Annotated in this window: 21 protein-coding genes and 1 tRNA gene; 14 read left to right on the top strand and 8 right to left on the bottom strand. The window is 72.1% G+C overall.

The features are described 5' to 3' along the window. Window positions 1-3,298 (bottom strand): DUF6531 domain-containing protein (locus tag EBN88_RS17430; protein ID WP_147472751.1); only part of this gene is annotated, 3,298 nt, incomplete at its 3' end. 144 nt (window positions 3,299-3,442) lie between these two features. Next, on the bottom strand, window positions 3,443-3,916 hold the full coding sequence (locus tag EBN88_RS17425; RefSeq protein WP_147472750.1) for a hypothetical protein: 474 nt from the start codon (window positions 3,914-3,916) through the stop codon (window positions 3,443-3,445). Between the two features lie 1,317 nt (window positions 3,917-5,233). Here EBN88_RS17425 and EBN88_RS30240 point away from each other — a divergent pair. Next, on the top strand, window positions 5,234-5,446 hold the full coding sequence (locus EBN88_RS30240; RefSeq protein WP_147472748.1) for a hypothetical protein: 213 nt from the start codon (window positions 5,234-5,236) through the stop codon (window positions 5,444-5,446). A gap of 238 nt (window positions 5,447-5,684) precedes the next feature. On the opposite strand, the gene EBN88_RS17415 is transcribed toward EBN88_RS30240, so the two are convergent. Next, window positions 5,685-5,755: transfer RNA gene (locus tag EBN88_RS17415), tRNA-Gly, on the bottom strand. Between the two features lie 143 nt (window positions 5,756-5,898). Between EBN88_RS17415 and EBN88_RS31965 the strand changes: the two genes are divergently transcribed. After that, a complete protein-coding gene (locus tag EBN88_RS31965; protein ID WP_122184812.1) occupies window positions 5,899-6,096 on the top strand; it encodes a hypothetical protein in 198 nt (65 codons plus the stop codon). On the opposite strand, the gene dcd is transcribed toward EBN88_RS31965, so the two are convergent. The 3 genes from dcd to EBN88_RS17395 all read right to left on the bottom strand — a co-directional run bounded on the left by dcd (window position 6,064) and on the right by EBN88_RS17395 (window position 9,770). Continuing rightward, a complete protein-coding gene (dcd, locus tag EBN88_RS17405) occupies window positions 6,064-6,639 on the bottom strand; it encodes a dCTP deaminase (protein ID WP_122184811.1) in 576 nt (191 codons plus the stop codon). The genes EBN88_RS31965 and dcd overlap by 33 nt on opposite strands. Window positions 6,640-6,670: 31 nt before the next feature. Beyond that, complete coding sequence (locus tag EBN88_RS17400; protein WP_122184810.1) at window positions 6,671-7,480, bottom strand: Yip1 family protein; 810 nt, start codon at window positions 7,478-7,480, stop codon at window positions 6,671-6,673. A 67-nt stretch (window positions 7,481-7,547) separates the two neighbouring features. Continuing rightward, window positions 7,548-9,770, bottom strand: coding sequence for a (Fe-S)-binding protein (locus EBN88_RS17395; protein WP_122184809.1), 2,223 nt, complete (start codon window positions 9,768-9,770; stop codon window positions 7,548-7,550). 243 nt (window positions 9,771-10,013) lie between these two features. On the opposite strand from EBN88_RS17395, the gene EBN88_RS17390 reads away from it, so the two are divergent. From EBN88_RS17390 to EBN88_RS17335, 12 genes are all read left to right on the top strand, one after another. Continuing rightward, window positions 10,014-10,712, top strand: a complete 699-nt coding sequence (locus EBN88_RS17390) for an NADPH-dependent FMN reductase (protein ID WP_122184808.1) — start codon at window positions 10,014-10,016, stop codon at window positions 10,710-10,712. An 82-nt stretch (window positions 10,713-10,794) separates the two neighbouring features. Next, window positions 10,795-12,270: a DHA2 family efflux MFS transporter permease subunit gene (locus EBN88_RS17385; RefSeq protein ID WP_122184807.1), complete on the top strand. Its 1,476-nt coding sequence runs from the start codon at window positions 10,795-10,797 to the stop codon at window positions 12,268-12,270. 94 nt (window positions 12,271-12,364) lie between these two features. After that, complete coding sequence (locus tag EBN88_RS30610; protein ID WP_158621410.1) at window positions 12,365-12,508, top strand: hypothetical protein; 144 nt, start codon at window positions 12,365-12,367, stop codon at window positions 12,506-12,508. Beyond that, window positions 12,505-12,897, top strand: coding sequence for a DUF488 domain-containing protein (locus EBN88_RS17375; RefSeq protein ID WP_122184805.1), 393 nt, complete (start codon window positions 12,505-12,507; stop codon window positions 12,895-12,897). The genes EBN88_RS30610 and EBN88_RS17375 overlap by 4 nt, the downstream gene beginning before the upstream one ends. A 126-nt stretch (window positions 12,898-13,023) precedes the next feature. Then, window positions 13,024-13,677, top strand: a complete 654-nt coding sequence (locus EBN88_RS17370) for an NADPH-dependent F420 reductase (RefSeq protein ID WP_122184804.1) — start codon at window positions 13,024-13,026, stop codon at window positions 13,675-13,677. A gap of 11 nt (window positions 13,678-13,688) precedes the next feature. Beyond that, a complete protein-coding gene (locus EBN88_RS17365) occupies window positions 13,689-14,435 on the top strand; it encodes a peptidoglycan recognition protein family protein (protein WP_122184803.1) in 747 nt (248 codons plus the stop codon). Continuing rightward, window positions 14,432-15,568, top strand: a complete 1,137-nt coding sequence (locus EBN88_RS17360; RefSeq protein WP_233580754.1) for a PP2C family protein-serine/threonine phosphatase — start codon at window positions 14,432-14,434, stop codon at window positions 15,566-15,568. Before EBN88_RS17365 ends, EBN88_RS17360 begins: the two co-directional genes overlap by 4 nt. Before the next feature lie 124 nt (window positions 15,569-15,692). After that, the gene (dnaK, locus tag EBN88_RS17355) at window positions 15,693-17,546 is read left to right on the top strand and encodes a molecular chaperone DnaK (protein WP_122184802.1); all 1,854 of its coding nucleotides are present in this window, start codon (window positions 15,693-15,695) and stop codon (window positions 17,544-17,546) included. Then, a complete protein-coding gene (gene grpE, locus EBN88_RS17350) occupies window positions 17,543-18,241 on the top strand; it encodes a nucleotide exchange factor GrpE (RefSeq protein ID WP_122184801.1) in 699 nt (232 codons plus the stop codon). Before dnaK ends, grpE begins: the two co-directional genes overlap by 4 nt. 66 nt (window positions 18,242-18,307) lie before the next feature. Then, the gene (gene dnaJ, locus EBN88_RS17345; RefSeq protein WP_122184800.1) at window positions 18,308-19,504 is read left to right on the top strand and encodes a molecular chaperone DnaJ; all 1,197 of its coding nucleotides are present in this window, start codon (window positions 18,308-18,310) and stop codon (window positions 19,502-19,504) included. Window positions 19,505-19,508: 4 nt separating this feature from the next. Further along, window positions 19,509-19,964, top strand: coding sequence for a heat shock protein transcriptional repressor HspR (locus EBN88_RS17340; protein WP_122184799.1), 456 nt, complete (start codon window positions 19,509-19,511; stop codon window positions 19,962-19,964). A gap of 158 nt (window positions 19,965-20,122) precedes the next feature. After that, on the top strand, window positions 20,123-21,067 hold the full coding sequence (locus EBN88_RS17335) for an RNA polymerase sigma-70 factor (protein ID WP_122184798.1): 945 nt from the start codon (window positions 20,123-20,125) through the stop codon (window positions 21,065-21,067). 54 nt (window positions 21,068-21,121) lie between these two features. On the opposite strand, the gene EBN88_RS17330 is transcribed toward EBN88_RS17335, so the two are convergent. After that, entirely contained in the window at window positions 21,122-21,775 is a 654-nt protein-coding gene (locus tag EBN88_RS17330; protein ID WP_122184797.1) for a phosphatase PAP2 family protein, read from the bottom strand. Window positions 21,776-21,814: 39 nt separating this feature from the next. Further along, window positions 21,815-23,367: N-acetylmuramoyl-L-alanine amidase (locus EBN88_RS17325; protein WP_147472747.1), on the bottom strand; the 1,553-nt coding region annotated here is incomplete at its 5' end.

Genomic DNA, 23,367 nt, shown 5'->3' with positions numbered 1-23,367 from the left:
CCGCTCGCACGCCGGTGATCCGGCCACGGTCGTCGAGGTCGATGGAACGGTCGCCGCCGAGGCGGTCGACGATGGCGCTGACCGCGCCGTCCGGCCGGTAGGTGTAGGCGCGGTGTTGCAGCGATCGGCCGGAGGGTCCGTGACCCGCCTGAAGGGTCTGACTGGCCAGCTGTCCCGCGTCGTTCCAGGTCTGGCTCAGGCTGGACTCGCCAACGCGGCGTTCGACCTCGCGGCCGCCGCCGTCGTAGGCGAACGTGATGCGCCGGCCGGCGCTCTCGACCGCGGTGGGCTGGTCGCGGTCGTCGTACTCCCAGCGGCTTTCATGACCCGACGGGGTGAAGCGACGGATGCGACGCCCGCGTGCGTCGTACTCGGAGCGCACGGTCGCCCCGTTGCAGGTCTCGGCCAGAATGCGGCCCAACGGGTCGCGCTCGTAGGCCAGTTCGACGCCCGGGGCGTGCACGTGCCGCACCTGACCCATCGGGTCGTAGGCGAACGTGGTCACGCCTTCCGGGGTGTGCTGCTCAAGAATCTTCCCGCGGTGGTCGCGAACGTAGCGGATGGCCTGGCCACTGGCGTTGGCCCGTTCCAGCAACTGACCGGCGGCGTCGTGGCGGTAGGTCTGGGTCCGCCCCTCGAAGTCGGTCTCGCGGGTCAGCCGCCCCACCGGGTCGTACGCGTAACTCCAGGTGGCGCCGGCCCCGTTGGTGACGGTGGTGACGCGTAGCTCGCTGTCATAGGTGAACCGCAGCCGGGTGCCGTCCGGGTTGATCCTGCCGCTGAGCAGGTCAAGTCCGTAGTAGGTGAATCGAGTCGCGGCGCCGTTCGGGGCCACGTGTTCGAGGAGATTGCCCTCACCGTCGTACCGGCGGCGCTCGATCCCGCCGTCGGGGAGGACACGCTCGGACAACAGGCCCTCGACCGTCCAACTCGACCGTTCGACCCGCCCGTCGGGTCCGGTGCTGGTGACGACGCGACCGAACGCGTCCCGCTCCAGCCGGGTGACGGACCCCTCGGCGTCGGTGGCGGACACGGGCATCCCTGCCGCGTCGTTCTCCAGGTGCGCGCTGCGGCCGGCCGCGTCGGTGATGGTGACGACGGACCCGGTGTCGTCGTAGGTGTAGGCGATCCGGCCGCCGGTGGGGTCGGTCTCCGAGGTGAGGTTGCCCCGCTCGTCGTAGGCCATCCGCCAGACGCCGCCGTCCGGCTGGGTGACCGCGACCGGCTTGCCCAGTTCGTTGTTCTCCTGGGTGTGGCGGGTTCCGTCCGGCTCCACGACCGCCGCGAGGTGACCGTTGGCGTCGTACTCGTAGGACGTGGTCCGACCCAGCGGGTCGGTCAGCGACTGGAGCCGGTCGTAACGGTCGTGGACGCGAGCGGTCTGATGTCCCAACGCGTCGGTCTCGGTGACCAGTTGGTAGCTGTCGTTGAACTGGTAGACGGTGGTGTGGCCCAGCGCGTCGGTGAAGCGCGTCCGGTGTGTTTCGGTGTCGTAGGCGATGCGGCTGCTGAGCAGGCCGTCCATCCCGTCGGTCGCGACGCAGCGGCCGTCCTCGTCGTACGAGTACCGGTACCAGACCCCGTTCCGGTCCTGCCAGCCGGTGATGCGGCGCATCCGGTCATAGCTGAACTCGGTCGCGGCGTCGGACGAGTTGAAGACCTGGGTGAGGTCGCCCTGTTCGCCGTATCCGAAGCGCCGCAGCAGCGGGCGAGCGGGATCGCTGAGCAGGTGCAACGCGGTGATCCGGCCGTCCCGCGTCTCCACGCCGACGTGGTAGCCGCCCTGGTGGACGACGTCGGTGGGAGCGCCGGACTCGTCATACACCACATCGACGCGGTTCCCGTTGCGACTGGTGATCGCGACCAGGGGCAGTTCACTCCCCGACCGGCCCGACACGGGCGCGAAGTGCAGGCGTTCACCCGTCCGCGTACGCTCCACGGTCAGAGCCGAACCCGGCCCGCTCTCCCACCGCAGTGGCCAGCGCGGCCCTTCGACGGGAAGGACGGGCTCCTCGACGTCGGGACGCGGATAGTCCAGGATCATCCCGTCGTCGGTGACCAGGCGCAGGCCGGCCGGATCGAGGAGCAGGCGCTGGTCGAGCGTCGATGTCCACGACGGGCCGAACCAGCCGCCGGACCGGAAACGCGACCGGTGATGGCGCCGGAGAACCAGAGGCAACTCGCCGGGCAACTCGACGTCGGTCTCGCTCATGACCATCTCACCGGTGGCCATGTCGATGGGGTCGGTGCGGCAGACAAGGTCGTCCGCGCCGCGCCCGGAACGCCGCAGGCTGCGGCCGAGCCCCAACGCCCCCTGACGCAACCCCCGCAGGCCCGTCGACGCCGCGCCCCGCAGCCCGCAGGCCAACCCGCCCAGCGTCGTCAGCCCCTTCATGCCCGGGATGCAGTCCAATGCCGCGAAGGCGACGTCGAGGAGTCCGGCCTCCCCTCTGGCGTACTTGATCAACGTGTCCGCGAGAACGACCAGCGCCGCCGCCAGCACCACCCAGGCGAGGGGGCCGCCGATGATCATCACGACGACGCCCAGCACGGCGACGATGACCTTGCAGATCTCGACGAGGGTGTCCCAGTTGTCGGTGACCCACTTGATGGCCTTCTCCCACCACCGCCGGTTCTGGATGCCGGCGTCGGAGGCCTCGTCGATGTCGCGGGCGCACTCGCGGGCGGCCTCCTCACGCATCTCCTGGGCGTCGAGGGCGAGTTGGCGGGCTGCGGCCAGGCGTTCCTCGGCATCGTCGACCCGGGACCTGGCGGCGCCGGCCGCCGCCTCGGCCGCCTGCTGGTCGCGGGCCGCCGCGCGGACGTCGTTCTCGTCGGGCGGCTCGACGTTGTCGCGTTCGCCCTCCCGCTGGAGGCGTTCCGCCTCGTCCCCGGCCCGCGCGACCCAGTCGGTGGCGTCACCGAGCGCGGACTGGGCGGAGGCCAGATCCGCCTGGGCGGAGATCGCGCGGTCCAGGGCGCGGTCGGCCATTCCCTGGGCGGTCTGGAGCTTGGGCCAGTAGGTGTGGAGTGCTTGGGCGCAGAGACTGTAGGAGTCCTCCAGCTTGGTGAGGTTGTCCGGCACGCCCTCGAACTCGGAACGGAACGCGTCCGCCGACAGGCCGGCCCAGTCCAACACAGCCCGCTCGGACGCCAGTCCCCGGATCTTCCCCAGCGCCTCGCCGACGTCGTCGGCGAACTCCTGGAGATCGTCGGCGAGTTCGCGGACCTCGTCCGGGTCCCCAGGCGTCGGGTCCCGGTCCATGTCCACCGGTGACCAGTCGGACGGTCGCGCCATGATCCCCCCAGGTCGCTCTCCCCAAAGCGGACGAAACACTACCCAGAGAAGGCGGCGAGGAGCAACGGGTTACCAGGGGACACTGCCGTCGACGACGCGGGCGGGAACACGACGAGGGCCCGGGGTACTGACCGTCCGGTGAGGTCAATCGGTGGTGGGGCGCCAGCGGCGGTAGAGGGCCAGGAGGATCATCACGGGGAAGAGCGCCGCGCAGAGGACGAAGGGGCCGCCGGCGATCAGGAGGAACAGTCCCATGAACAGCAGCAGCACCAGTGGTTGGCCCCACCCGTCACCGGCGTATGCCTGGTCGGTCTTGTTGGGTATCATCCAACTGCTCGGGTCCTTGGGGATCAGCCGCGCCTCGGCGACGCGCCCGATCTCGCAGTCCCCCACGTGCACGCGGATGTTGGTCAACGGCGCCGTGCCGTCGTCGGGGACGAAGGTGCCGAAGCAGTGCGTTCGCATACTGCCTCCCCCTCGGCCCCCTCCCTCGTACACCCGCTTGGACTCGCTGACGGTGACGGTGCCCTTCTCGCCGTGCCAGTCGAAGGCCGCCGCGATGATCCTCGCCTGCCGCACCGGCACGTCCTCGACCAGTTGCAGAACGAACCACGCCACCGGTACGCACACCAGCCACATCAGCAACAGCGCTCCGATGCTGCCGTGTTGTGACCCGTTCGTCAGCCACCGTCCCCGTCTCCATCCCGATCCCCGCACCCGATGCCCCGTTCCGTCCTGACCGCCGATCATCGTGCCCCGCCGTCCTGGCCCGCGCGGCGCCTACGGCTCTCGGGACGGTCGCCTTCGGCCGTCCGGCCGTGGGGGTGTCCGGGGCACGCCTCCCGCGCGCAGCCAGGCGTCGCGCAACGCGTGGTGCGGGCGGGCCAGTTCCTTCGGGGCGTGCGGGGGCGCGTGGAGTAAGACGTTCCCGTACTACTCGCGGTTGCCGGGCCCGAACTCGGGCTTCGCTGGTACCCCATCGCGCCGTGGACGAACGACGGCACCCAGCGGGGGGTACCGTCCCGCATACGCAGCGCGACCCGCCACCGTCCGCCTGGCTGCGTGCTGCCCGTGCGCTGTGCGAGTTCGACCTCCGCGACGTCCGCCCAGCGCACCCGACGAGTCCTGACCAGCCCCACCAGCACGGCCTCGTCACCGCGCAGCATGAGCCCGCGCGACGCGGTTCGCCCGCATACGCCGGTCAGGACGGCCCACATCACGTACTCGCTCGGACGCACCGACGCCTCGGGGGCGAACGGCTCACGGTCCCTCGTGGACGACCACACGCTCAGTGCTCCACACGTGATCGCGGCCACCGTGGCGAGCAGCCACGCGGCATATCGGGCACGGTGCCGCAGCACCCGTCGTCCAGCCAACTCCCCGCCCCCGTACGACGCGGCCGTTGTCCCCCGGCCACGCACCAGCCTGGAGCATAGTCACACCCGCCGGCCGGACGGCGGGGAATCATCGTATGCCGGTTGACCTGAGCGAACGCCGCCTCAGCCGGCAGCTTCGAACGCTTCGTCGTGCCTGTCGCTGACCGTGGTTCTCCGACCGTTCTGGCACGCGACTGGCACGCCACCGCATGTACGGGATTCCTCTGGGCCCTCCCGGCGCCGCTACCGAACCCGCGCTGCCCCGTTCTGTCCCGGGAGGGGTCCCGAGAGGGTGAAAGTATCTTCCTCGCCGGGCGTCATGACCGCGGGAGTTGATGCATGGACGTCGTGTCGATGGCATTGCTAACTGGTCTTGTGCTGCTCGTCGGTTATCGTCGCGACGCGGCCAGCGCGTGAACCGTTCAATCTTTACAATCGTCGGCGGCGTTTTCGCTGGCCGACCATCCGGTGGCGTCACAGGACCGAATGGGACCTGATCAGTCCTATTGAGCTGGCACGCCTGATGAACCCTCAATTCGACTCAGTGTACAAATCCTTGGTGAACAGGCTGGTTCTCATTGGCGCGACGGCGTTGGATGACGGACGTGGTGAGGTCAGGATTATCGGGGAAAGGCTTAACAAGGCGGGTGGAGTGGACATGATGGTGGTTGCTCTTCATCATGCGGATGCCTTGAGCCAAGAGATAGGAAATGGGTACATTCTTCGCATGGTGGAAAGGGCGTGGGACGGCATTGGGGAATGGCGCGGGTGATCGCGGAGGAGAAGGCGGCCATGATCTACCAGCACTCCAACCGTGAACGGCAACAGGAAATCGCCCAAAGCGTTTGACGCTCAGGTGCGGGCACAGCGTGAAGCCGCCGCCAGGAAGCGCGGCGACGGAGCATCTGGCACGGAGCTGGCACGGATCCGGCACGCGGCGGCCAACGGGCCCGGACAACAGAACGGCCCAGGTCCGGGACACCGTCCCTGACCTGGGCCTTGCCTGCAAGAGCGGGCGACGAGAATCGAACTCGCGCTCTGAGCTTGGGAAGCTCATGTTCTACCATTAAACTACGCCCGCCGAAGACGCCCCCCTGGGGCGATCGACGGGTACAGGGTACCGCATCTCGTCGGGTGGCGGGGACGTCGGAGTGCCGGCGCGGGGGTGGTGGGGTGGTCGCCTAGGGTGGCGTGCGTTGTCAGGACGCAGGGGAGAAGGCCACGTTGTCTGGTGCCACCGTCGTTACCGTCGTTCGTTGTGTTGAGGGCCATGTGTTCCGTGCCGAGCGCTTTCCCATGCCGCAGTTGGGCCGCGAACGGATCGGGCCCGGGCGGTTGTTGAGGTGTCCGCGCTGTGCGCGGCTGCGCAGTGTGGTGCCGGTGTCCGCGTCAGACGCTGGTGCGGTGGAAGTTCAGGTATGAGCGGGACGGCGTCGGCCCCCGTTGCCCCTGGTAGCGGGAGCCGGCGCTGGTCGAGCCGTAGGGGTGCTCGGCCGGGGAGGTCAGCTGGAAGACGCAGAGTTGGCCGATCTTCATCCCGGGCCAGAGCTTGATCGGCAGCGTCGCCACGTTGGACAGCTCCAGGGTCACGTGCCCGGAGAACCCCGGGTCGATGAACCCGGCCGTGGAATGGGTCAGGAGGCCCAGCCGCCCGAGGGAGGACTTGCCTTCGAGGCGGGAGGCCAGGTTCTCCGGGAGGGTGATCACCTCGTACGTGGAGGCCAGCACGAACTCCCCCGGGTGCAGGATGAACGGCTCCTCGCCCGGGGGTTCGATCATCCGCGTCAGGTCCAGCTGCTCGACCGAGGGGTCGATGTGCGGGTAGCGGTGGTTCTCGAACACGCGGAAGTAGCGGTCGAGTCGGACATCGATGCTGGAGGGCTGGATCATCGCGGGGTCGAACGGGTCGATCCGCATTCGGCCGGCGTCGATCTCGGCCCGGATGTCCTTGTCTGACAGAAGCACCCCCGAAGGTTACCGAAGGGGCGCCGGGGCGTCAGAGCGTGCCCAGCTTGATCAGCATCAGCACGCCCAGCAGTTGGATGGTGGACGCCGCCAGCGCCCGGGGCCACGGGATCTCGTGGGAGCGGCTGACCATCATCGTGAAGAGCAGCCCCGCGTAGAGCCAGGTCGCCCAGCCCAGGACCCGCACGACCGGGTCGCCGCCGCCCAGGAAGAGGGCGAGCGCGAGCCGGGGGACGTCCGTGAGGGTCATGATCAGCATCCCGAGCCCGGCCGTCGGCGCCCACAGCCCGTTCCCGCCGAACTGGCGCGCCAGGTGGTGGGTCACCGTGGACAGCACCAGGGCCCCCAGCACCATCGCGACGCCGGTGAACAGGAGGTAGGGGATCAGGCTGGAGATGGTGGTGTCGAGGATGGTGTCGCGGGAGTCGTCGAGCCCGAAGACGGCCACCAGGCCGTAGAGGAAGCTGACGATGAGCGCCGGCCACCACATCTGGTAGTCGCGCATCGTCCAGAACGTCTGGCTTGGCCGGAAGATGATCCCGGTCAGCAGCTGACGCCACGGCAGCGGGTCGGGCGGTGGGCCCGCCGGGGGCTGCGGCGCCCCCGGCAGCGGGGCGTAGCCGTCCCCGTAGCCGTCGCCCGGGTAACCCCCGTCGCCATACGGGTCGTTGCCGTGGCCGCCGCCGGGCAGGGCGCCGTCCCCGTAGTCGTCGTGCGGGTAACCGCCTTGCGGGTAGGGCGAGTTGCCCGGGTAGGGCCCGGGCTGCGGGCCCTGTCCGGGCTGGTAGGGGTAACCGCCCTGCGGGTACTGGTCGTCGCGCTTCCTTCGGAATCCGGCCACGCCCTAGAACGTACCTTCTCCCGGCGGCGCCGCACTCCGGGTTCTCCCGGAGCGATCCCCCGGACCGTCAGCTTCCGGTCGGCTCGGGCGTCGGCTCCGGCTGGTCGGCGGTCTCCTCGGCGGAGCCGGGGGCGCGCACGGAGTCCAGCAGCAGCTGGGCCACGTCCACCACCCGCAGCTCCTCCCTGGCCCTGCCGTCGTTCTTCTTTCCGTTGACCGAGTCGCTCAGCATGACCAGGCAGAACGGGCAGGCCGTGGAGACGATGTCCGGGTCGAGGGCGAGGGCCTCGTCGACGCGTTCGTCGTTGACGCGCTTGCCGATGCGCTCCTCCATCCACATCCTCGCGCCGCCGGCGCCGCAGCAGAAGCCGCGCTCCTTGTGGCGGTGCATCTCCTCGTTCCGCAGCCCCGGGACGCGGCCGATGATCTCGCGGGGCGGGGTGTAGACCTTGTTGTGGCGGCCCAGGTAGCACGGGTCGTGGTAGGTGATCAGGCCCTCGACGGGCGTGACCGGGACCAGCCGGCCCTCGTCGATCAGGTGCTGGAGCAGCTGGGTGTGGTGGATCACCTCGAACTCGCCGCCCAGCTGCGGGTACTCGTTGGCGATGGTGTTGAAGCAGTGCGGGCAGGTGGCGACGATCTTCTTGGCGCCGGCGGCCTTGAGCGACGCGACGTTCTGCTCGCCGAGCTGCTGGAAGAGGAACTCGTTCCCCAGGCGGCGGGCCGAGTCACCGGTGCACGCCTCGTCGCCGCCCATGATGGCGAAGCGGACGCCGGCGATGTGCAGCAGCTCGGCGAACGCCTTGGTGGTCTTCTTCGCGCGGTCCTCCAGGGCGCCGGCGCAGCCGACCCAGTAGAGGTAGTCGACCTCTTCGAGGCTCTCCACGTCCTGCCCGACGACCGGCACCTCGAAGTCGACCTCCCTGGTCCACTCCAGGCGCTTCTTCTTGGCCAGGCCCCACGGGTTGCCCTTGCGCTCCAGGTTCTTCAGCATGGTGCCGGCCTCGCTGGGGAACGCGGACTCGATCATCACCTGGTAGCGGCGCATGTCGACGATGTGGTCCACGTGCTCGATGTCCACCGGGCACTGCTCGACGCAGGCGCCGCAGGTGGTGCAGGACCAGAGCACGTCCGGGTCGATCACGCCGTGCTGCTCGGCGGTGCCGACCAGGGGGCGCTCGTGCTCGGGGACCCCCGTCCCCTCGGACAGCGCCTCGTCGGCGGGCGCGGCGCCGGCGGTCGCGGGCAGCAGGTACGGGGCCTTGGCGTGCGCGTGGTCGCGCAGCGACATCACCAGCAGCTTGGGGGAGAGGGGCTTGCCGGTGTTCCACGCGGGGCACTGCGACTGGCAGCGGCCGCACTCGGTGCAGGTGGAGAAGTCGAGGAGGCCCTTCCAGGAGAAGTGCTCGATCTGGGAGACGCCGAACTGGGGCTCCTCCTCGGAGTCCTCGTCGTCGAAGACGGTCTCGAAGTCGATCGGCTTGCCGCCGGAGGTCATCGGCAGCAGCGCGCCGAGGGCGGGGGCGCCGTCCGCGTTCCGCTTGAACCAGATGTTGGGGAACGCCAGGAAGCGGTGCCAGGCGACGCCCATGTCGGTGTTGAGCGCGACGGTGATCGCCCAGACCATGGTGGTGCCGAGCTTGATCAGCGCGACCAGGTAGACCAGGTTCTGGAGGGTGGCGGTGGACAGCCCGTCGAACGCGGCCACCAGCGGATAGGTGACGAAGTAGGCCGGATCGTAGCCCTCGACGTGGTGGAGGGCGCCCTCCAGGCCGCGCAGCGTCAGGATCGCCAGGCCGATGATCAGGATCACGTACTCGACGAAGTACGCCTGCCAGGGCGTGGAGCCGGTGAAGCGGGACTTGCGCCCCGGGCGGCTGGGGAGGCTGAGCAGCCGGATCACGATCAGGGTGGCGATGCCGAGCACCGTCATCGCGGCGATGAACTCGATGTACATCTCGTACGGCAGGAAGCCGCCGATCACCGGGAGCGTCCAGTCGGCCTGGAAGAGCTGGCCGAAGGCCTGCACGATCGTCAGGCCCAGGGTGAGGAAGCCGATCGCCACGAACCAGTGGGCGACGCCGACCACGCCCCAGCGGTTCATCCGGGTGTGCCCGAGGAACTCCCTGGCCAGCGTGAGGCCGCGGGCCTTCGGGTCGTCGGTCCTCGACCCCGCCGGCACCGGCTGGCCCAGGCGCAGGAAGCGGACGATCTCCACGGCGGCCCGGCTGAATAGCGCGATGGCGACCGCGGTGAGCGTCAACGAGATGACGATCGCGGCGAGTTGCATGACGGCTCCTCGTACCTGCGGACGGGCGGGCTGCGAAGGCTAGACGATAGCCCAGGGGCCATCCTACTGAGCGGTAACTCAATTGGCTAACACGGCTCGTCGGGCGGGCGTCGGCGGCCGTTCCTCGCCGGGACTTGACTTCAAGTTCGGTTGAGATTCCAGGCTTGTGGTCGTGCCCGGGGCGAAGGCCCTCCGGGCGTCGGCTCCATCGCCGTTTCCCACAGGAAGTCCTGGAGGTCAGTCATGTCCATCGCAGAGCCCGCCACCGTCGAGTCCACCGAAGCCGCCGTCGAGGCCGCCGCGCCCGCCGCCGAGGTGAACGCCCGGCCGGAGAACGACGCGAACCGGCCGCTGCGGCTGGCGGTGATCCTGGGCAGCGTGCGGGACGGCCGGTTCGGGCCGACCGTGGCCGACTGGTTCACCGAGCACGCCGAGGAGCGGGCCGGCGGGCGCGGCGACGTGACCGTCGACCGGCTCGACCTGGCGGACGTCCCGCTGCCGCTGGACATGTCCAGGGGCGACGGCGAGGTCTCGCCCGAGGCGTCCGAGGCGCTGGCCTCGACGGCCAGGCGCCTGGCGGAGGCCGACGCGTTCGTGGTGATCACGCCCGAGTACAACCACAGCTTCCCGGCCGCGCTGAAGAACCTCATCGACTGGCACTTCAGCGAGTGGCAGGCCAAGCCGGTCGGCTTCGTCTCCTACGGCGGGGTCGGCGGCGGGCTGCGCGCCGTCGAGCAGCTGCGGGGCGTCTTCGCCGAGCTGCACGCGGTGACGGTGCGGCGCGGCGTCAGCTTCCACCACCCGTGGAACTGGTTCGACGACTCGGGCCGCCCCAGCGACCCGTCGGCCTGCGCCGAGGCCGTGGACGGGCTGCTGGACCAGCTCGTCTGGTGGGGCAGGGCGCTGCGCTCGGCGCGCGACGCCAGCCCGTACGCCGCCTGAGTCGGTCCCGGGCCGGTCCCGGGCCCGCCGCGCCAGCCCGAACCACCTCGCACCATTCCGAACCACCCGAGAGGGTCGCCCCATGTCCGCCAGTCTCCCGGCCCAGCCGCCGCGTTCGCCCGTCGCCATAGCGCTGGTGACCGCGCTCGCCTCGTTCACCATCGTGATGGACACCACCATCGTCAACGTCGCGCTGCACGCCCTCGCCGGCGAGTTCGACGCCCCGCTCACCACCATCCAGTGGGTCACCTCCGCCTATGTGCTGGCGCTGGCCTCGGTGATCCCGGCCGCGCCCTGGGCGATGGGGCGGTTCGGGGCGCGGCGGGTGTACCTGGGCGCGATCGCGCTCTTCGTGCTGGGCTCGGCGCTCTCCGGGCTGGCGTGGAGCGCGGAGTCGCTGATCGCGTTCCGCGCGCTCCAGGGCCTGGGCGGTGGCCTGATCACGCCGGTCGGGATGTCGCTGGTGCTGCGGGCGGCGGCGGCCGCCGGGGGGCGGCAGGGGATGTTGATGAGCCTCTCCGGTCTTTCGCTGCTGGTCGCGCCGGCGCTGGGGCCGGTCTTCGGCGGCTGGCTGGTGGACGAGATCTCCTGGCGGTGGATGTTCCTGGTCAACGTGCCGGTCGGCGCGCTGGCCGTGGTGCTGGGGGCGCGGATCATCCCCGCCGACGAGCCGAGCCCGGGCCGCCGCCTGGACGTGCCGGGACTGCTGCTGCTCTCGCCGGGCTTCGCCGCGTTGATCTTCGGGCTGACCCGGGCCAACGAGTCGGCCGACGGCTTCGCCGCCCCCGACTCCTGGCTGCCGCTGCTGCTGGGCGCGGCGCTGGTGCTCGGCTTCCTGCGGCGGGCGTTCACCACCAGCGGGCCGCTGCTGGACCTGCGGCTGCTGCGGCACCGGCCGCTGGCGCTGGGGCTGCTCAGCCTGGTCCCGTTCGTCATGGGGTACTTCGGCTCGATGCTGCTGACCCCGATGTACTTCCAACTGGTGCGCGGGGACGGGGTGATGGAGTCGGGGCTGATGACGATCCAGCTGGGGCTGGCGGCCGGCGTCACCATGCAGCTCGCGGGGCGGCTGGTGGACCGGGTGGCGGCGCGCTGGATCGTGCTGCCGGGGATGCTGCTGGCGGCGACGGGGATGGGCTGGTTCGCGGCGGTCGCCCAGCCGGGGGCGGCCGAGTGGCAGCTGCGGACCTCGCTGGCGGTGCTCGGGGCCGGCGTGGGCGCCACGATGATGCCCAGCATCACGGCGGCCACCCGTTCCGTCGCCCCGGCGGACGTGCCGGCGGCCAGCACGCTGGTCAACATCGGCACCCAGCTGGCGACGGCCGTCGGCTCGGCCGTGATGGCGGTGCTGCTGGCCGGCCGGCTGGACGGCGCCGGGGGCGACCCGGCGGCGATGGCCGAGGCGTTCCGGGCGACCTACGTCTGGGCGGTGGCGCTGATCCTGGCGGCGGCCGTGCCGGCGGCGTTCCTCTCCCGGCGGGCGCCGGCTCGGCCAGATGCCGCCCCGGTGGGCGCCCGATCGGAGGAAGCGCGGCAGCCCGCGTCCCATATCCGATAAGTGGTCCGGAGGGGCGCGCACCATGGGACGAGCGGCGGGCGAGGGCGCCTGCCGCTCGTTCGTTTCCGAAGGGTGGACCGAGGTGGCTGTCCTGATGACCCCCCAACAGCGTTTCTGGTGGTGGCTGTTGCTCGCCGTCGGCGTGCTGCTCGCGGTGGGCGCCGGCGTGGCGCTGTGGGTGTCGCCGCCGTTCGACCAGATCGGCGGTGGCCACGGCGTCGAGGGCGGACTGCCGTGATCAGGCTGCGGCGGGTGTACGAGGAGCCGTCCGGGGACGAGGGCGTGCGGGTGCTGGTGGACCGGATCTGGCCACGGGGGGTGAGGAAGGAGGCGCTGCCGCTGGACGAGTGGCCCAGGGAGCTGACGCCCTCACCCGAACTGCGGCACTGGTTCCACGGTCCCGACGGGGACTTCGACGAGTTCCGTCGCCGGTACCGGGCCGAGCTGGCCGCCGAGGCGCCGGCCGCCACGCTGGAGAAGCCACACCGCCTGGACGCCGAGGGGCGCACGGTGACCCTGCCGACCTCGGCGAAGGACCCGGCCCACGGGCAGCCGGCGGTGCTGGCCGAGGTCCTCGACGAGATGCGCGACGGGCACCGGGGCGGCCACGGCGGCGGTCGGCGGTAGGGGCACCGGGGGCACGGGGGAACGCGCGAGGGGCACGGCGGCTGACCGGAGTTGGGGGCCGGGGCGGGTCCGAGGGGGCCGCCCGGTCGAGATGCGGGGGCCGGGGCGCCGTGCTGGCATGAAGGGGTGATCGTCACCATCGTGGGAACGGGCGCGATGGCCCGTTCCATAGCCACCAGGGCGCTCGCCGGCGAGCATGTGGTCCGGCTCGTCGGCCGTTCGCCGGAGAAGGCCGCCAACCTCGCCGACCAGCTGCGCGCCACGGCGCCGCCGGGAGCGACCCCGGACGTCCGGGCCTCGGACGCCATCGCGGTCGAGGACGCCGACCTGGTGGTGCTGGCCGTCCCCTACCCCACCGGGCTCGCGGTGGCCGCCGAGTACGGGGCCGCGCTGGCCGGGTCGGCGCTGGTGGACATCAGCAACCCGGTCGACTTCGCCACCCTCGACGGGCTCGTCGTCCCGGCCGGCACCTCGGCGGCCGAGCGGATCGCGGCCGAGGCGGCCCCCGGGGTGCCGGTGGTGAAGGCGTTCAACACCTGCTTCGCCGGGCCGCTGCTCGGCGGGAAGGTCCAGGGCCTGCCGCTGGACGTGCTGATCGCGGGCGACGACGAGGACGCCAGGCGGAAGGTCGCCGAACTCGCCGGCTCCGGCGGCCTCAACCCGCTGGACGTGGGGCCGCTGCGCCGCGCCAGGGAGCTGGAGTCGCTCGCGTTCCTCCATATGGCCGTGCAGGAGCGCCTGGGGCTGAACTGGTCGAGCGCCGTCAAGATCCTCACCTGAAGGCGGGCCCGATGACCGTGCACCGGTTCGCCGTCTGGGCAGCGGTCCTGCCCATCGTCCTCGTGGTGACCTGGGACGCCCCGCCGTTGACCTCGCCCGAAGGGGCCGCCGAGCCGGAACGCCCGCTGCCCGCCGTGGAGCGGCCCACCTCGGCGCCGCACGTCGTCGGCCGCGACGAGTGGGGCGCCGACGAGGAGCTGCGCACCGAGCCGGTCACCTACACGGGCCCGGCGCGGGCGGTCTTCGTCCACCACACCAACCACCCCGACGACTACGACTGCGCCGACGCGCCCGAGATGCTGCGCTCCATGCACAGCGACCACGTCAGCGGCCAGGGCTGGGACGACCTCGGCTACAACTTCGTGGTCGACAAGTGCGGCACCGTCTACGAGGGCAGGGGCGGCGGCCTCGACCGCTATGTGCTGGGCGCGCACACCACCGGGTTCAACATGGACAGCGTCGGGGTCGCCGCGCTGGGCACGTTCACCGACCCGGCGGGGGTGCCGGGCGAGCTGATCCGGGCCATCGCCGAGGTCGCCGCGTGGAAGCTGCGCCCGGGCTCCGACCCGAGGGGCCGGGTGCGGATGGTGTCGACCAACGACGACAGCATGGTGCCCGAGGGCGACCCGGCGGAGCTGGACGTGGTCTCGGGGCACCGCGACATCGTGCAGACCGACTGCCCGGGCGACGCGCTCCACGCCCAGCTGCCGGCGATCAGGGAGGAGGCGGCCCGGCTGCGGGTCGCCGGGGCGCGGTGAGCGTTCCGACGCCGCACGGCGGGATGGTGCCGCGTCAGTTCTGGCTGGTGCCCTGGACGGCGCTGGCCCTGCTGGCGGTGATGCAGGTGCTGGTGCCCGGCTGGGTGCAGCTGGGCTTCGCGTTCGCGGCGCTGCCCCCGTTGACGGGGCTGATCTACGGGCCGTGGCGGACGGCGGCGCTGGGCGGCGCGGTGTTGACGCTGCTGCTCGTGCCGATGACCAGGCCGCCGCACATCGCGGACGCGGACGTGGGGGCCGTGGCGGCGATCGCCGCGTTCAGCGTGCTGGTCGCGCTGGTGCGGGAGCGCTACACCCGGGAGCTGGTGCGGGTGGGCACGGTGGCCGAGGCGGCGCAGCACGCGGTGATGCCGCCGGTGGCCGACCGGGTCGGCCCGCTGCGCTGCGCCGGGCTGTACCGGGCGGCGCAGGTGGCGGCGATGGTGGGCGGCGACCTCTACGACGTGCGGGAGGGGCCGTTCGGGGTGCGGGCGCTGGTGGCGGACGTGCAGGGGCACGGCCTCGCGGCGGTGGGCACGGTGGCGGCGCTGCTGGGCACGTTCCGGGAGGCGCTGCTGGACGAGCCGGAGCTGTCGGGGGTCGCGCTGCGGCTGGACCGGCGGCTGCGGATCGAGGCCCGGCCGAACGGGTCGGGCCCCTCCGAACTGTTCGCCACCGCCGTGCTGTTGGAGTTCCCGCCGGACATGGCCTCGGTGCGGCTGGCGTCCTGCGGCCACCCGCCGGTGCTGCTGGTGCGGGACGGCCATGTGCGGGAGCTGGCGGCCGACCCGGCGCCGCCGCTGGGTCTCGGGCTGGCGCCGGTCGAGCCGCGCCCGCTGACGGTGCGGCTGGCGGAGGGGGACGTGCTGCTGGGCTACACGGACGGGGTGACGGAGGCGCGGGACGGGTCGGGCGCCTTCTATCCGCTGGTGCGGCGGCTGGCCCGGCGCTGCTCCAAGGACCCGAGCCCTGAGCCGGGGCGGCTGGTCGAGTTCGTGTGGAAGGACATGACGTCCTTCGCGCGGGCGGTCGAGGACGACGTGGCGCTGCTGGCGCTCCGCCCGGAACCCGACGGGCGGCGGGAGCGGGACACCCGCCAGGAACGGGACGCTGCCCCCGTGCGTTCCTCCTCGTGAGACCCGGCGGGGAGACGGGCCGCAACAAGGTTGAGTCGAGGGCGCTCAGGTCATTTGACGAGGGGCGCTTGCTGGGGCAGTCTTGAGTGAGCCCCACTCAAGCTACCAGCTGGAGGAATCCGAAATGGCACGTGCGGTCGGCATCGACCTGGGCACGACGAACTCCGTCGTCAGTGTTCTCGAAGGCGGTGAGCCCACCGTCATCACCAACGCCGAGGGCGCCAGGACCACGCCGTCCGTTGTGGCCTTCGCGAAGAACGGCGAGGTGCTGGTGGGCGAGGTCGCCAAGCGCCAGGCCGTCACCAACGTGGACCGGACGATCCGCTCGGTCAAGCGCCACATGGGCACCGACTGGAAGATCGGTCTGGACGGCAAGGACTTCAACCCGCAGCAGATCAGCGCCTTCATCCTCCAGAAGCTGAAGCGCGACGCGGAGTCCTACCTGGGCGAGAAGGTCACCGACGCGGTGATCACCGTTCCCGCCTACTTCAACGACCACGAGCGGCAGGCCACCAAGGAGGCGGGCGAGATCGCCGGCCTCAACGTGCTGCGCATCGTCAACGAGCCGACGGCCGCCGCGCTCGCCTACGGCCTGGAGAAGGACGACCAGACCATCCTGGTCTTCGACCTCGGCGGCGGCACCTTCGACGTCTCGCTGCTGGAGATCGGCGACGGCGTGGTGGAGGTCAAGGCCACCAACGGCGACAACCACCTCGGCGGCGACGACTGGGACCAGCGCATCGTCGACCACCTGGTCAAGCAGTTCGCCAACGCCCACGGCGTGGACCTCTCCAAGGACAAGATGGCCCTCCAGCGGCTCCGCGAGTCCGCCGAGAAGGCCAAGATCGAGCTGTCCTCGTCCACCGAGACCACGATCAACCTGCCCTACATCACGGCCTCGGCCGAGGGCCCGCTGCACATGGACGAGAAGCTCACCCGGGCGCAGTTCCAGCAGCTCACGGCCGACCTGCTGGAGCGCTGCAAGGTCCCGTTCCACAACGTGATCAAGGACGCCGGCATCCAGCTGTCCGAGATCGACCACGTGGTCCTCGTCGGCGGCTCCACCCGGATGCCCGCCGTGGCCGACCTGGTGCGCGAGCTGACCGGCGGCAAGGAGGCCAACAAGGGCGTCAACCCGGACGAGGTCGTCGCCATCGGCGCCAGCCTCCAGGCCGGCGTGCTCAAGGGCGAGGTCAAGGACGTCCTGCTGCTCGACGTCACCCCGCTGTCCCTCGGCATCGAGACCAAGGGCGGCATCATGACCAAGCTGATCGAGCGCAACACCACGATCCCGACCAAGCGTTCGGAGATCTTCACCACGGCCGAGGACAACCAGCCGTCGGTGCAGATCCAGGTCTACCAGGGCGAGCGCGAGATCGCGGCGTACAACAAGAAGCTGGGCATGTTCGAGCTGACCGGCCTGCCGCCGGCGCCGCGCGGCGTGCCGCAGGTCGAGGTCACCTTCGACATCGACGCCAACGGCATCATGCACGTCTCCGCCAAGGACCTCGGCACCGGCAAGGAGCAGCGGATGACCGTCACCGGCGGCTCCGCGCTGCCGAAGGACGACATCGAGCGCATGATGCGCGACGCCGAGCAGTACGCGGACGAGGACGCGCAGCGCCGCGAGGCCGCCGAGACGCGCAACCAGGCCGAGCAGCTCGTCTACACCACGGAGAACTTCCTCAAGGAGAACGCGGACAAGGTCCCCGGCGAGGTCAAGACCGAGGTCGAGACCGCCGTCGCCGACCTGAAGGAGAAGCTCAAGGGCGAGGACACCGCCGCGATCCGCGAGGCCAGCGAGAAGGTCGCCGCCACCAGCCAGAAGCTGGGCCAGGCGATGTACGCCGACGCCCAGGCCGCCGGCGCCGGCGCGGGCACCGAGTCCGCCGGCCAGCCCGGCGCCGCGCAGGGCGACGACGACGTGGTGGACGCGGAGATCATCGACGACGAGAAGCCGAAGGGTGATGCCGCGTGAGTCAGGACCCCCAGGGCTTCGACAAGGAGCCCGAGGTCCCGGACGCCGAAGCGGCGGACCCCGAAGCCGTGGCCGAGCCGAAGCAGGCGTCCGAGGCGGGCGGCGGCGACGCCCCCGCCGAGGGCGCCGCCGAGGCGGAGGACGGTGTCCCGCAGTCGGCCCAGTCGGCGCAGGCGGCCGAGGTGGCGCTCACCGCCCAACTGGACCAGACGCGCACCGCGTTGCAGGAGCGCACCCAGGATCTCCAGCGGCTCCAGGCCGAGTTCCAGAACTACCGCCGCAGGGTGGAGCGGGACCGGATCGCGGTCAAGGAGGTGGCCGTGGCCAACCTCCTGACGGAGCTGCTGCCGGTGCTGGACGACATCGGGCGCGCGCGGGACCACGGCGAGCTGGTCGGCGGGTTCAAGCAGGTCGCCGAGTCGCTGGAGACGGTGGCGGCCAAGATGGGCCTGGCGCAGTTCGGCAAGGAGGGCGAGCCCTTCGACCCGACGGTGCACGAGGCCCTGATGCACAGCTACTCGCCCGATGTCACCGAGACCACGTGCGTGCAGATCCTCCAGCCGGGGTATCGCATCGGCGACCGCACCATCCGCCCCGCCAGGGTCGGCGTCGCCGAGCCGCAGCCGGGCAAGCCGGCCGAGCCGGAGGAGGGCGCGTCGGAGCAGGACAGCGACGGCGGCCCGGACGAGGGCTGACGCGGTGGCGCGGACCACGGGCGCCGTGGACCGGCGGGTCGTCGAACGGAAGGAGGGACGCCGGGGATGAGCACCAAGGACTTCATCGAGAAGGACTACTACAAGGTCCTCGGCGTCCCCCGGGACGCGACCGAGGCGGAGATCAAGAAGGCGTACCGCAAGCTGGCCCGGGAGAACCACCCCGACGCCAACGAGGGCGACACGGCGGCGGAGGAGCGGTTCAAGAGCGTCTCCGAGGCCTATGACGTGCTCGGCGACGCCAAGCGCCGCAAGGAGTACGACGAGGCGCGCGCGCTCTTCGGGAACGGCGGCTTCCGCGCGGGACCCGGCGGCGCCGGCCAGTTCAACTTCGACCTGGGCGACCTCTTCGGCGGCGGCCCCGGGCAGCAGCCCGGGGGCCCGGGCGGTCCTGGCGGCGCGGCCGGCGGCTTCGGCGGCGGCCTGGGCGACGTCTTCGGCGGGCTGTTCAACCGGGGCGGCCCCGGGACGCGCACCCAGCCGCGCCGTGGCCAGGACATCGAGTCCGAGGTGACGCTCAGCTTCACCGAGGCGGTCTCCGGGGCGACGGTCCCGCTGCGGATGTCGTCGAGCGCGGCCTGCAGGACCTGTTCCGGCACCGGCGACAGGAACGGCACGCCCCGGGTGTGCCCGACCTGCGTCGGCACCGGCCAGGTCAGCCGGGGCGGGGGCGGCGGCTTCTCGTTGACCGACCCCTGCGTGGACTGCCGGGGCCGGGGCCTGATCGCCCAGGACCCGTGCACCGCGTGCCGGGGCAGCGGCCGGGCGACCAGCTCCCGCACCATGCAGGTCCGCATCCCGGCCGGCGTCGACGACGGGCAGCGGATCAGGCTGCGCGGCAAGGGCGCGCCGGGGGAGCGGGGCGGCCCGCACGGCGACCTCTATGTGGTGGTGCACGTCGACGACCACCCGGTCTTCGGGCGGCGCGGCGACAATCTCACGGTCACGGTGCCGGTGACCTTCCCAGAGGCGGCGCTCGGTGGTGAGATCAAGGTGCCGACGCTCGGTGGCCCCCCGGTCACGCTGAAGCTGCCGCCCGGCACCCCGGGCGGTCGCACCATGCGCGCCAGGGGGAAGGGCGCGGTCCGCAAGGACGGCACCCGGGGCGATCTACTGGTCACGATCGAGATCGCCGTGCCACGCGACATGGGAGAGAAGGCGCGCAAGGCCCTGACGGAGTACCGCGCCGCGGCCGAGGGCGAGGACCCCAGGGCAGGGCTGTTCGAGGCCGCGAAGGGAGAGTAACGAGATGGACGGCCGGCACGGACAGAGCAGCAACCCCTACGAACTCACCGACGACACGCCGGTCTACGTCATCTCCGTGGCCGCGCAGCTCTCCGGGCTCCACCCGCAGACGCTGCGGCAGTACGACCGGCTCGGCCTGGTCTCCCCCGACCGGGCCGCCGGGCGCGGCCGCCGCTACTCGGCGCGCGACATCCAGCTGCTCCGCCAGGTGCAGCGGCTCTCCCAGGACGAGGGGATCAACCTCGCCGGGATCAAGCGGATCATCGAGCTGGAGAACCAGGTCGCCGCGCTCCAGGCGCGGGTGGCCGAGCTTCAGCAGGCGGTGGAGGGCGCGGCGGTCGCGATGCGGCAGCGGGAGGCGCAGGTGCACGCTTCCTACCGCAGGGACCTGGTGCCCTACCAGGACGTGAGCCAGTCGTCGGCGCTGGTCGTCTGGCGGCCCGACCGCCGCCGTCGCTGAGCCCCGCCGGGCCCGCCGCGACGGATCGACCACGACGCCCGTTCGTGCCCCACGCGCTGGGGGACGGACGGGCGTCGCGCGTGCTGATGTCAGTGGGCGGCGGGCTGTCTCGTCTCCAGGAGGGACGGGGTCTGTCGCGGGCGAGGGAGGGTGCGGGCATGAGCCGTGCGGAGGAGTTCGAGGGGCTGCGGCCGCTGCTGTTCTCGATCGCCTATCGGCTGCTGGGCAGCGTGGGCGAGGCGGAGGACGCGGTCCAGGAGACCTGGCTGCGGTGGGACGCCTCCGAAACGCGGCCCGCCTCGACCAGGTCGTTCCTCGCGGCCGTGGTCACCCGGATCTCGATCGACGTGCTGCGCTCGGCCCGGGTGCGGCGGGAGGAGTACGTCGGGCCCTGGCTCCCCGAGCCGCTGCTGGACGACCCCTACCAGGACCCGGAGCGGGCGGCCGAGTTGGCCGAGTCGGTGTCGATGGCGTCGCTGCTGCTGCTGGAGCGGCTCAGCCCGCTGGAGCGGGCGGTGTTCGTGCTGCGGGACGTGTTCGCCTTCGACTTCGTCGAGATCGCCTCGGCGGTGGGGCGTTCCCAGGCCGCCTGCCACCAGCTCGCGGTGCGGGCGCGCCGCCACATGCGCGAGGAGCGGCCCCGGTACGAGGCCGACGGGGCGGAACGCCGCCGGCTCGCCGGCCGGTTCCTCGACGCCCTCAGGACGGGGAACGTCGAGGGGCTGCGGCAACTGCTCGCCGCCGACGTCCGGATGGCCGGCGACGGCGGCGGCCGGACGCCGAACTGGAAGCCGGTCCTGGTGGGCGAGGCGGAGGTGGCCCGGGTGCTCGGCCTGCTCGTCCCGCCGCTGGTCCGGATCGGGGGCGCCGTCCGGCCGCGCGAGGTGAACGGCCAGCCGGGCGCGATCCTGCTCGACCCCCGGGGGCGGGTGCTCAACGTGATGGCGCTCGACCTGGCGGACGGGCGGGTGCGGGCCATCCGCTCGGTGAGCAATCCCGACAAGCTCCGGCACGTCGGCCCGGTCGCCGACGCCTGGGCGGTGTTCCGGGAGACGGACCAGGGGCGTTCGCCCGCCGAGCGGCTGGGCGGGGCGCCCGGCTGAGCCTGGCGGCGTCGGCGTCGGCGTCGGCGGGGCGGTCAGCGGGCGGCGGGGCGGTCAGCGGGCGGCGGTCCGGCGCAGGGATCGGCCGATCAGGGGGAGGAACGCGCAGCTCAGGGCCGTGGCCAGCAGCCAGCCGGCGAGCACGTCGGTGGGCCAGTGCACGCCCAGGCCGACCCGGCTGAGGCCGACCGCCAGCGCCCACAGCGCGGGCACCCCGACCGCCAGCGCCCGGGTCAGCGGGCGGCGGCAGTGCGGCCAGAGCGCGACGGCCAGGCCGATCGCGACCAGCGCCGAGGTGGTGGCGTGCCCCGAGGGCAGCGCCGGGTTGTCGACGTGCGTCGCCCAGTGCGACTCCGGCGGCCTGGGCCGGTCGATCGCCAACACCAGGCCGTAGCGCAGCAGTTGGGCCAGGACCAGCGCGGCGCCGCCGGTCACGGCGCCCAGCCACCAGACGTTCCGCGCCACCAGCGCGCCGGCCGTCATCGCCAGCACGAGCGCCGGCACCTGGGTGCCGGAGTCGGTGATCACGGCGAGGACCCGTTCCCATCCTGAGGTGCGCTCGCGCAGCGCCCACTCGTGGGCCGCGCGGTCCACCCCCAGCGGGTCGTTGCCGCCGGCCATCACGACCGCGATGACGACGGCGCACAGCAGGGCGGCGAGCGCCGCGCACAGCGGCAGCGCGCCGGCGGGCGGGCGTCGGGGCACCATGGGGCGCCATCCTAGGCCGGGGCGGCCGTCGTGGCGGTGTCAGCGGCGACGCACCGTCACGTCGTCGGCCCGCACATAGGCGACGCGGTGGCCGAGTTGCACCTGGTAGTACTCCTCGCCGCTGATCACCTGATGGCCCGCCGGATCGAAGGTGGTGGCCCAGTAGTACGTGCTGTCGGTGCGCAGCCCGACCACATATTCCTGGTTCGCCGGAATCTCGTACTCCAGCGGCACCACCGGCTGGACCGGCACGCCCTCCGGATAGGCCCCGGCCTCCGGGTAGGCGCGGCCGTAGACCGGGATGGTCTCGGCGCCCGGGCGGCCGGTCGCGACCCAGCCGCGCGCCGGGAGCGCGGTCGGCGCCTCGGGCGGGTTGTGGAACCAGGCGCGCTGCCCGAGGTACCAGATCGCGGTCCAGTCGCCCCGGCGGTCGGCGACCGCGAACTGCTGCCCGGCGGTGGCGCGGGCGCCCACGTCGTTGACGCCGATCGTGGACCGGCCGTCGTCCGGGTGCGTTCCGAAGTCGCTGACCAGCGGTGCCTCGTGGTCCGGCGCGGTGTGCAGGCGCACGGCCGACGAGCCGTGCGGGGCGCACGCGCTGCCGGCGCCGGCACAGTCGGTGAACTCGGGGGTGTGCCGCTCGTAGTCCGGCGCGATGGTCACCACCCCGGCGCGCGGGCCGCCCGCCGCGCCGGCGCCGTTCGCGTCCGCGCCGGCGCCCGTGGCCTCGAGGGGCGCGGTCGCCTCGAAGGGGGCGCCCAGCAGCTCGAAGTAGTGGGCCCAGTCCCAGTAGGGGCCCGGGTCGGTGTGCATCCCCGCGACGGACTCCTCGGTCGGGCCCTGGACGTTGTCGTGCCCGAGGATGTGGTGCCGGTCCAGCGGGATGTCGTACCGCTCGGCCAGATAGCGCACCAGCCGGGCCGAACTCCGGTACATCGCCTCGGTGTACCAGGCGTCCGGGTCGGTCAGGAAGCCCTCGTGCTCCAGGCCGACGGAGGTGGCGTTGACGTACCAGTTGCCGGCGTGCCAGCCGACGTCCTTCGTCGCCACGTGCTGGGCGACATGCCCGTCGGCTGAGCGGAGGCTGTAGTGCCAGGAGACATAGGTCGGGTCCTGGACCAGGTCGAGGGTGGTCTCCCAGGTGGCCTCGGTGTCGTGGATGACGATGGACTCGATCGCCGGGGACTCGGGCCGGTCGGCGAGGTCGTGGTTGCCGTAGTCGCCGTCGCCCAGCTCCTCGTAGGGCGCGGGCAGCCAGGCGCAGGAGATCCGGCGGGGACACTCGACGGCCGGGTCGCGCCCGTCGTCGGGCAGGCCGAGCGCGTCGGCGGTCGCGGTGTCGGGCGTGACCTCGGCGGCCGGCAGCTCGACGCGCTGCCCCTCGGCGGTGGTGCGCCGCTGGCCCTCGGCGATCACGCGGTACACCTCGTCGGCGAACGCCCGGGCTGCCGGCGCGGTGTCGGCGCCCGGGTAGGCGGCGACGGCGCCGTACCAGTCGGCCGGGTCCGCGCTCGGCGGCGCGCCCAACTCCCGCTGGGCGTGCGCCAGCAGCGCGGCGCCGCCGCGCACGTTGGCCGCCGCCTCGGTGCGCA

It is taken from the genome of Streptomyces triticirhizae (assembly GCF_003696235.1).
In the GTDB taxonomy this organism is placed as follows: Bacteria; Actinomycetota; Actinomycetes; order Streptomycetales; family Streptomycetaceae; genus Streptomyces; species Streptomyces triticirhizae.
This window is presented reverse-complemented; position numbering and strand designations above follow the sequence as displayed.